Origin of the sequence: Kitasatospora xanthocidica (assembly GCF_014656195.1) — a bacterium.
Lineage (GTDB): Bacteria > Actinomycetota > Actinomycetes > Streptomycetales > Streptomycetaceae > Kitasatospora > Kitasatospora xanthocidica.
This window is the reverse complement of the sequence record NZ_BNBY01000001.1, coordinates 762127-769452: the sequence shown is the minus strand read 5'-3', so window position 1 is coordinate 769452 and position 7326 is coordinate 762127. Positions and strand designations below refer to the sequence as shown.

The 7326-nt window shown below is 75.3% G+C and carries 3 protein-coding genes and 1 pseudogene; 2 read left to right on the top strand and 2 right to left on the bottom strand.

Going from position 1 to position 7326, the window contains the following annotated elements; all coding sequences use genetic code 11:
- Window positions 1–351: 351 nt before the first annotated feature.
- Both IE332_RS03405 and IE332_RS03400 read right to left on the bottom strand, forming a co-directional pair.
- A pseudogene (locus IE332_RS03405) lies at window positions 352–1653 on the bottom strand (SpoIIE family protein phosphatase); the annotation flags it as partial.
- 169 nt (window positions 1654–1822) lie between these two features.
- Window positions 1823–3196 carry an NAD(P)/FAD-dependent oxidoreductase gene (locus IE332_RS03400; RefSeq protein ID WP_229928270.1) on the bottom strand — a complete coding sequence of 458 codons (1374 nt, stop codon included), beginning with the start codon at window positions 3194–3196 and terminating at the stop codon, window positions 1823–1825.
- Between the two features lie 702 nt (window positions 3197–3898).
- On the opposite strand from IE332_RS03400, the gene IE332_RS03395 reads away from it, so the two are divergent.
- On the top strand, window positions 3899–4669 hold the full coding sequence (locus IE332_RS03395) for a TetR/AcrR family transcriptional regulator (RefSeq protein ID WP_189913575.1): 771 nt from the start codon (window positions 3899–3901) through the stop codon (window positions 4667–4669).
- Window positions 4670–5006: 337 nt separating this feature from the next.
- Entirely contained in the window at window positions 5007–7325 is a 2319-nt protein-coding gene (locus IE332_RS03390; protein WP_229928245.1) for a sigma-70 family RNA polymerase sigma factor, read from the top strand.
- Window position 7326 lies beyond the last annotated feature (1 nt).

Here is a 7326-nt window from a genome sequence, read left to right as displayed (position 1 = left end):
CGGGCTTCGTTCTTTCGTGTTTCCAGCTTATCAGATGTTTTCCGCGCCGTTTCCGGGCTTCCCTCATCCAACTCGCCGGTGTCTTCTGCGGCTTGACGCCCCGTCCGACGTTTCAAACTCTAGCCGATCCCCGCTCCGAAAAGCGAATCGACCGCAACCCATTAAAACGAGCACGCCGAATAAGAACCGAGCCACGACGCGAAAACGCGAACGCGACCCAGCCCGAACCTGGGAAGTGGTGTTTCAGAGGATTGGCTGCCCCGGGACCGTCCGCGCAGATGCGTGTCCGGTGCTCCCTGCCAGGCAGCTCGAAGAACACTAGACCTCTGGGACGGCCGAGTCAAGCTCCGCAAGCGGATTCTCGGCGGCCTCCTCCGCCGGCAGCTGGAAGGCCAGGACGGCGACGTCGTCGTCGTGCTCCGAGGTCACCCCCATCGCCCGCAGCAGCCGGGCGCAGATCACCTCGGGGGCGCCGATCGCGCCGGTCAGGGTGCGGGCCAGGAGGTCGAGTCCCTGGTCGATGTCCTCGTCGCGGCGCTCGACCAGGCCGTCCGTATAGAGGACGCCGGTCGTGCCGGGGAGCAGGCGCAGGGTGTGGGAGATGTGCAGGCCGTCGCCGGTGCCGAGCGGGGGGCCGTTCTGTTCCTCGCTGCGCAGGATGGTTCCGTCGGGGCAGCGCAGCAGCATCGGGAGGTGGCCGGCCGAGGCGTAGGTGAGGGTGCGGCGGCTCGGGTCCCAGACGGCGTAGGTGCAGGTGGCGATCTGGTTGGCGTCGATCTCCATGGCGAGGCCGTCGAGCAGGCGCATCACCTCGTGCGGGGGCAGGTCGAGGCGGGCGTAGGCGCGGACCGCGGTGCGCAGCTGGCCCATCACGGCTGCCGCCCGCAGGCCGCGGCCCATGACATCGCCGATCACGAGTGCGGTGCGTCCGCCGTCGATGGCGATGACGTCGTACCAGTCGCCGCCGACGGCGGCCTCGGCGCCGCCGGGCTGGTAGGTGGCGGCGACCCGCAGGTCGGCCGGCTGGTCGAGCTTCTGCGGGAGGAGGCTGCGCTGGAGGGTGACGGCGGCCTCGCGCTGGCGGCGTTCGGCTTCGCGCAGGCGGGCGGCGGCGAGGACCTGGTCGGTGACCTCGGCGGCGAAGATCAGTACGCCGGCGGGCGGGCCCTCGGGGGGTGTGTCGGTGGTGTCGCCGGGGCCGAGCGGGACGCAGGAGACGTTGTAGTAGCGGTTGCCGGTGAGGCCGAGGATGCAGCGGGCCTTGACGCTGCGCGGGCGGCCGCCGCGGATGACCTGGTCCATCAGGGGCAGGACGCCCATGGTGCCGAGTTCCGGGAGGGCCTCGGCGGCGGGCAGGCCGGTGGGGCGGTCGCCGAAGAGTTCGCGGTAGGCGCGGTTGGCGTAGCCGAGCTGGTGCAGCGGGCCGTAGGTGACGGCGACCGGCGCGGGGATGCGGTTGAGGACCTCGCGCAGGTTCTGGGGCTTGTGCGGGTCGAGGAGCTCGGCGGTGGTGGTGGGGCTGGTCGGGTCGCGGGGGCCGGGCACCACGACGCCGTCGGCGGAGGGCACGCCCTCGTCGGTGCCGGCCCCGTTGGTCGGGGCGGCACGCCAGGGGGCTCCGGTGAGCCGGGCGCTCCAGCGCATCAGGTTCAAACGACGGCCGCTTCCTCGTTTTCCAGGCATATCATCACTTTTTGTGTACACATCAGCACACGGGGTAATGACCGGGTCGGGCTGATCCTGTCAGGCGGAGGCCCGATTCCGGAAGTCGCACGCCCGGCGTGGCCGTCGGATCGGCCTCCGGCCCGGTTCGGCGGGGCGGTCAGCGGGGCGCATCCGGTCCGGCGTCGGACGGCCGTCCCGGCTTCGGCTCGAACCCGCCCTCGAAGATCGAACGCGGGTGCTCCATCGCGCCCAGCGAGACCACCTCCCGGGAGAACACCCCGCCCAGCACCCAGTCCACCAGCACCCGCACCCGCCGTTCCGCGCTCGGCAGCCGCCGCAGGTGCCGCGCCCGGTGCAGCCACCAGGCCCGCCGGCCGGTCAGCTTGCGGCCGCGCCGGGTGTGCGCGACCGCCCGGCCCGGACCGAGCGAGGTCGAACAGGCCGCGGGGCCGGGCCGGTACTCGGCCAGGTCCGGCGCGTGCGGGCCGCCGTCCAGGGCCACCGCGATGTTGCGGGCGAGCAGCTCGGCCTCGGCGAAGGCGTGCTGGGCGTTGGGCGCGCAGGGGGCGCCGTCCGCGTTCGGGTCCGGGACGGCGGCGCAGTCGCCGGCCGCCCAGACACCGGGGAGGGCGCGTCCGTCCGGTCCGACCGCCTGCAGGGTGGCGAGGCAGCGGACCCGGCCGAGGGTGTCCAGCGGCAGGTCGGTGTCGCGCAGCAGCGGGGACGGCCGGGTGCCCGCCGTCCAGACCAGGGTGCGGGCGCCGAAGCGGGTGCCGTCGGAGAGTGCGACGACCCGGTCGACGGCGGACTCCAGGGTGGTGCGCAGCCGGATGTCGACGCCGCGTTCGCGCAGCTCGCCGAGGGTGTGCCCGGCGAGTTCGGGCGACTCCTCGGCGAGGATCCGGTCGGTCGCCTCGACCAGCACCCAGCGCAGGTCCTCCGCGCGGACGTTGTGGTAGCCGCGGACGGCGGCGCGGGCCATGTCCTCCAGCTCGGCGAGCGCGCCGACGCCCGCGTAGCCGGCGCCGACGAAGACGAAGGTGAGCGCGGCCTGCCGCAGTGCGGGGTCCCGGGTGGCGGAGGCCAGGTCGAGCTGCTCCAGGACGTGGTTGCGCAGGCCCACGGCCTCGCCGACCGTGGAGAAGCCCAGGCCGTGTTCGGCGAGCCCCGGCACCGGAGCCGTCCGGGAGACCGAGCCGGGGGCCACCACCAGGAGGTCGTAGGGCAGTTCGATCGGCGCGGGGGGCTCGCCGGGGACCGCGGCGTCGGCCAGGGCGCGCCGGGCCGCGTGTTCGATCCGGGTGATCCTGGCGGTGACCACCCGGCAGTCCGGCAGGACCCGGCGGAGCGGGACGACCACGTGTCTCGGGTCGATCGAGCCGGCCGCGACCTCGGCCAGCAGCGGGTGGTAGGTGAAGTAGGCCTGGGGTTCGACGACCGTGATCTCGACCTCGCCCCGCCGCAGCCGCTCCCGCAGGCCGCGCTGGAGGTGGAGTGCGGTGGCCGTACCGGCGCAACCCCCGCCGGCAATCAGGATCCTGATGGTGCACCTCCTGCCGATGTGACGTTTCGTCCCGGCCCCGCGGCCGGGGGTGTCCCCGCCATCACGCCCCCCTATGAAGGACCGGCGGAGGTGGTCTTGTCCACAGTCCGTACGGGGCTGGTTGCGACACGAGGGGCCGCCGGGGCCAGTTGTGCTTGCTGGGCGACTTTCTGACGCACTTTCGGCCGCGAAGAGCCGTGAACTATGGTCGGATTGTGTACCGGGGCGGCCGTCGCCATGACAATCGGCGGCGACGCACCGTGGAGCGGCCACTACGGCCAGTTCCAGCGTTGGCGTGAGAACCCGACTGGGGGACAGTCATCCGGGGAAGGGTAGTTCCCGGACAGGGCCCCGGACGGTGCCGACGCGCCGAGCCGGATGTGGACCCGGCCCGGCGGCACGAACCGTGGTCACCGGATCGGGACGGGCGGCACGAGCGATGGTTCATCGGGTCATTTCTGACGGGCTGAGCTGCACCGGGGGGTGCAGGGGCGGGCGACGACAGGGTCCGGATTCGGACGCCTGCGGGGGAGAGTTGGGATGATGGAACAGGAGCAGGTGTGGGGCCGGGCGGGTGCACCGCAGGCCGGGTCGGGCATGGTGCCCGAGCAACGCGGCCCGGTGGACCTGCCGGCCCAGACCGGGATGGCGCAGGTCGGGACGGCACAGACCGGAATGGCGCAGGTGGGCATGGTTCAGACCGCCGTCCCGTACCGGGCCGAGCCGGTGTCGGCCACCGTGCCGGTGCCCGGGGCCCGGCTGCGGGTGGACGCGCGGCGGAACCTGGAGAGCGTGCTGCGGGCGGCCCGCGAGGTCTTCGGCGAGTTCGGCTACGGCGCGCCGATGGAGGAGGTCGCGCGCCGGGCGGGGGTCGGCGTCGGCACCGTCTACCGGCGCTTCCCGAGCAAGGAGGTGCTGGTCCAGCGGATCGCCGCCGAGGAGGTGGCGTGGCTGACGGCGCAGGCGCGCGAATCGCTGTACGGCGGTGACGGCGCCTGGGAGGCACTGGCCGGCTACCTGGCCCGGGCCGTGAGCAGCGGCGCCGGGCGGCTGCTGCCGCCGGAGGCGTTCCGGTACGCGGAGGAACTGGGCCGGGTGCCCGAACAGCGGATGCCGGAACCGCCCGCCGCGGTCCGCTTCGACCTGCGCGGTGAGGAGGCCCGCTCCGGCGGGGCGGTGGAACCGTCGGCCGCCGACGCCGATCCCCGGTTGCTGCTGCAGCTGCTGGCCGCGCTGGTGGCGCGGGCCGGTGCGGCGGGCGAACTGCGGCCGGGCGTCACGGTGTCGGACGTGGTGCTGGTGCTGACCGCGTCGGTGCCGGTGCACGCGGCCCGGCCGTCGGTCTCGACGCCGGCGGCGAGCGGTTTCTCACCGGTCTCCCCGCAGACGGGCGGCCAGGCGGCTCCCGGGCCCTCGGAACGGCTGCTGCAGATACTGCTGGACGGCCTGCGGGCCCGCTGACCCCGGGGAGGGGCGCGGCCGCCTCGCCGGGCGGGCGCGGCAGTTGGACGGAACGCCGGCGCGCGGAACGGGAACGCGCGCCGGGTGCGGGCGTCGCGCGACCCGCCGCCGCACGCCGGGCGAACACATCCGCGACGGCCCCACGGAAGAGTGGGGAACGGCCGGTCCGGCTACCGCCCGTCCCTGCGCTATGCCATCCTTTGCCCGTGGTTGGAGCCAATGTCCCGATGCGCGCCCTTCGCGCGCCGTCGGCGCCGTACGCCGGGGAACCGTGCGCCTACGCACCTCCGCGCGCCCTGCCACACTACGGGGGCTGTCGTGGAATCTGGGGTCCGTTGTGAGCGCCGAGGAACAGAACGACTACGGGTACGGCCTCGACTTCGGGGGGCTCTCCGGTAGCACCGCCGAAGGGTCCGCCGCGGGCCCCGGCGGCATCGGTGGCGGTACGGGCGGCAGTACGGGTGGCGGCACGGGTGGCGTCGGCGGCAGTACGGGTGGCCTCGGCGGGGCGGCCCAAGTGCCGGGCGCCGCACCGGGCCCGGCCGCCGGACACGTCCCCGACCAGGCCGGGATGCCCAGCCGCGAGACGCTCTCCGCCTCCGCCGCCGCGCTGCCCACCGGCCGGGTGCCCGGCCAGGCCCCGGCGGGCCGGGGCGGCGTCGCCCCCGAGGCCTTCGTCGGAGAGCCGTACGGCGGCGACGGCCGGACCGCGCGCCCGACCGTACCCGCTCCCGCCGACCCGATGGACGGCGAGCGCCCGCCCTCGGACGCCGAGTTGACCGCCCGGGTCCGGGCCGGCGACGACACCGCGTACGAGGAGATCTACCGCCGGCACGCCGACTCGGTCCGCCGCTACGCCCGCACCTGCTGCCGGGACAACTTCACCGCCGAGGACCTCGCGGGCGAGGTCTTCGCCCGCACCCTGCAAGCGCTGCGCGCCGGCAAGGGCCCCGAGTTCGCCGTCCGCGCGTACCTGCTGACCGCCGTGCGCAACGTCGCCGCCGCCTGGCACCGCAGCGAGCGACGCGAACAACTCGTCGACGACTTCGCCGTCTTCGCGCAGACCTCGGCCGCCGTCGTCGACCTCGACCTCGCCGACCCGGGCGCCGACGCCTGGGCGATGGCGATGGCCGACCAGCGGATGGTCATGCAGGCCTACGCCGAACTGCCCGAGGACGACCGGGTCGTGCTCTGGCACACCGAGGTCGAGCGGGAATCCCCCAAGACCGTCGCCGTGATGCTCGGCAAGACCGCCAACGCCACCGCCGTCCAGGCCCACCGGGCCCGCGACCGGCTCGCCGCCGCGTTCCTGCAGGCACACGTCTCCGGCAGCCAGGAGAGCACCTGCGAGTCCTACGCCAACCGGCTCGGGGCGTACGCCCGCGGCTCGCTGCGCAAGCGGGCCTCGGCGGAGGTCGGACGGCACCTCAAGGAGTGCGACCGCTGCACCGCGGCCTGCCTCGAACTGACCGAGATCAACACCGGGCTGCGCGCCCTGCTGCCCGGCGGAGTGCTCGTCTGGGTCGGGGTCGGCGGCTTCAGTGCCGCCGCGGCCGCCGTCGGCGGTGTCGCCGCGGTCGGCGGCGCGGCCGCGGGGACGGTGGCGGCCACCGCCGGCTCCTCGGGCGCCGTGGCCGGTTCGACGGCGGGCTCGGCGGCCGCCGGTGCCGGGGCGGCCGGTGCGGCGTCCGGTGGCAGCGGGGGCGGAGCCGCCGCCCTGGCCGGCGAGGGCCTGGGCACCGCCGCCAAGGCCGGGATCGCCGCCGCCGTCGCGGTGGCCGCGGCCGCCGTCGCCGCGTACGCGCTGACCGGCTCGCCCGAACCGAAGCCCCCGGTGGCCGCGCCTCCGGCCGTCAGCGCCCCGGCCGCACCGGCCCCGGAACCGCCCGCACCCCCGGCACCCGCGCCCGTCCCCACGCCGGCCCCGGCGCCGGTACCCGCCGCGCCGGCCCCGGAGCCGCCCGCGCCGAGCCCCAGCGCGAAGCCGTCCGCCAAGCCCACGCAGGCCCCGCCCACCACCACGGCGCCCAAGCCGGGCCCGCCCGCACCCAGCAGCCCGCCGGCCCCCGAGCCGGCCTTCACTCCCCCGGTCGTGCCCCGGCCGACCCTGCCGCCGGTGCCCACCCCCGAGGTCCCCGTCATCCCGACGCCGACCCTGCCGCCGGTGCCGACACCCACCGTCACCCGGCCCACGCCGCCCGCGCCCACCGACTTCTGGGCCGACGCGCTGCCCGTGGTCAAGCCCGGCAACAACCGGGTGCCGCCGGACGGGCCGAGCATCCGGCAGAAGGGCAGCGACAACTTCTGGCAGCGCGACGGCGGCTGGATCGGCGGCGACTACCACCCGCACGCCCTCACCGTGCACGCCCCCGCGACCACCCTGATCGACCTCAACCGCAGCTGCACGTCCTTCGACGCGGTGGCCGGGGTGGACGACGCCACGCTCTCCCCGGGCGGGGTGGTCTTCTCCGTCGAGGGCGGCGACGGCCGCACCCTGTGGCACTCCCGGGCGCTCGCCGTCGGCGACGACGCGGTACCGGTGCACGTGCCGCTGGCCGGGGAGAAGTCGATCCGGCTGGTGGTCACCCCGGCGAACGGGATCTGGTCGGCGCTGAACGTCGCGGACTGGGCCGAGGCCCGCTTCAGGTGCTCCTGAA